The sequence below is a fragment of the Moorena sp. SIO3H5 genome, from assembly GCF_010692395.1.
Taxonomy (GTDB): domain Bacteria; phylum Cyanobacteriota; class Cyanobacteriia; order Cyanobacteriales; family Coleofasciculaceae; genus Moorena.
In genome coordinates this window covers 1-2,248 of record NZ_JAAHHS010000687.1, presented here as the reverse complement: position 1 = coordinate 2,248, position 2,248 = coordinate 1, and the positions used below count along the sequence as shown (strand labels likewise).

Sequence of the window (2,248 nt, the reverse complement as noted above, 5' to 3'; positions counted from 1 at the left end):
CGGTGATTCTTTGCTAAAGATTGAAAATACTACGGAAACCCAGAACGTCATCACCATTGCCAACAACAGCCCGGATAACTCTCAAAAGTTACCCGCTAACATGGTGGTAATGTGGGGGCAAAAAGCCCTTCCTGTGGAGATTCCCTACGGTAGCAGTCCGTGGCAAAAGACCATCGAGCCAAAGAACTCAACCATTACAATTGAGAACACAACTCCCAGCAACGTTACTGTTACCGTTACGCTCAGTTACGTTGGTCAAGAGGGAGATCCTCAAAAGTCGATCATCCTTAATTGGTTCGATGGTCAACTTATTGTTGCTCCAGAAACTCTAATTACTGCAGTCAAGACGACGATCCAGACAGGAAATAAGGAATACGCGGGTACGGATGCCAACGTTTATTTTCGGGTTGCTAAGGGTGATTGGTGGTTGCTGGATAAGCCTCGGTACAATGACTTTGAGCGGGGCGATACAGATACTTACGGACCTTTTGATGTCAGCAATCTAAAAGCAAGAGAACTCTCGACCGTTCCCATTGAGCTTAAGCACGATGGTAAGTATTTTGGGCCCGATTGGTACGTGGATTGGTTGGATCTGGAAGCGGAGATCCCCAACAGGGGCTGGTATGTTTACAAAAAATGGCATCCAGGATGGTTGGAAGAAAAGAATCGTTATATAAAGCTGCAATAGTCGAGTCAAGGTGCCTTGGGTTTGATCAAAAAGATTGAGGCTCTTCCGGACTTATATCATGTCCGGTTGAATACTTATACTAGGCGCGAAAGCAAGGCAGAGGGAATCCCCCCTAACCCCCCTTATTAAGGGAGCTATGCAGAAGTAAAGGAGTAAGGTTTCAAGGGTAATGGTGTTTTATAACTAATTATCCGAACATGATATTACTATGCTAAACGGTTAGTGCGATCGCCTGATATTGTAGGTTGGTCTCTTGGCAATGAAACCCAACATTATCTCTCCCTTCTGTTACCTTAAGAGAGTTAGATTTCACAAAATTCAACCCAACCTACGGTTACTGCTATAAAGTGTGTTCGCGTAGCGGCTCAATGCTCGCGCATCGCTTATCCTAGGGTTAACACTCCCATGGGAAAATCCACAACCAAACGCTTTGTTCGTAACCACAAAACACCTAAAATAATATTCACCAGTTCATCTCCTCCTAACACTTCAACCGTAAACTCCTCTTCCTCAATAACCACCTTTCCCTCATATAAATTAAACTGTGCTTCTCCCCTTGCCGTTTGCATATCTCTTGTATAGTTATAATTTATCCACCCTAAACTATCAGCATCTTGACTATCAATAGCTAACCAACCTGTAAACCCTGTATCTAACAGTGCCATAACGGGAAAAATCTCCCCATCAGCAGACATCAAGCCAATTTCAAAAAATAACTCCCCGAACCTATTAAATTCACCTTGGATCATATTCTGCCACAAGTTCCCGTTTCATTAATTCGCATAATAATACACTTTTTACCTGGATGTTTAGAACGGGATTTTGCCAGTGCTACCTTTTCATCTTCATCGATAAAATACTCCCCACTATCAGGTTCAATAATAATAAACCAATCATAATGCTCTTGAATCAATTCTGGTTGTACTCGCTCAAAGACCTCTCGACAACGCTTATAAAATACTGCGTCTTCTGCTTTAATTCTGGCTTTTTCTTCAGGAGACAGTCGTTTCTCCGGAAAAACCCGTCCTCGCCTTACAGTGTGATGGGAAGATGATGGTGTCATTTGAGTTATACAAAACGCTGTAGATAGGTTTATAATAACGAAAATATCCCCCCTCAGGTTATTTATCCCTTTGTTAGCAAGAAAGGCATAAGGGGTGACTTGTTCAAAATCTTATATAGCGATGCAGCGCGGTCTTGGGGGTTTCCCCCATGAGCGACTGCATCAAGAGAAGGCCCGATAAACTAGCCAATTATTCGACCATAGATGATCAGCTTTCTGAATAGCTTCAGCCGCTCCCTGATTTTCACCCCTGTCAAACAAACACCGGGCATAATAACACCAGCCATTAGGATTATTTGCGTACTCCTCAGTTACTTTCCATCATTCTATTAATCAGCAATGCCTTCCCTTAGTAGAAGGTGCGATCGCTTTTAGCGGAAGCTTCGCTTCATCGCGCAAGGCAACAGGCAACAGGCAACAGGCAACAGGCAACAGGCAACAGGCAACAGGCAACAGGCAACAGGCAACAGGCAACAGGCAACAGGCAACAGGCAACA

The 2,248-nt window shown here is 43.7% G+C and carries 3 protein-coding genes; 1 reads left to right on the top strand and 2 read right to left on the bottom strand.

Translation table 11 applies throughout. The annotated features are described in order from the left end of the window. Positions 1-688 (top strand): PLAT/LH2 domain-containing protein (locus F6K52_RS35535; RefSeq protein ID WP_293089791.1); only part of this gene is annotated, 688 nt, incomplete at its 5' end. Positions 689-1,071: 383 nt separating this feature from the next. Here F6K52_RS35535 and F6K52_RS35530 read toward each other — a convergent pair. Continuing rightward, positions 1,072-1,437, bottom strand: coding sequence for an aspartyl protease (locus F6K52_RS35530; protein ID WP_293089789.1), 366 nt, complete (start codon positions 1,435-1,437; stop codon positions 1,072-1,074). Continuing rightward, a complete protein-coding gene (locus F6K52_RS35525) occupies positions 1,434-1,751 on the bottom strand; it encodes a hypothetical protein (protein ID WP_293089787.1) in 318 nt (105 codons plus the stop codon). Before F6K52_RS35525 ends, F6K52_RS35530 begins: the two co-directional genes overlap by 4 nt. Positions 1,752-2,248 lie beyond the last annotated feature (497 nt).

Excerpts from the sequence above, each read along its gene's own strand:
- F6K52_RS35525 (WP_293089787.1), bottom strand. The coding sequence starts at position 1,751 with ATGACACCATCATCTTCCCATCACACTGTAAGGCGAGGACGGGTTTTT.
- F6K52_RS35530 (WP_293089789.1), bottom strand. The coding sequence starts at position 1,437 with ATGATCCAAGGTGAATTTAATAGGTTCGGGGAGTTATTTTTTGAAATT.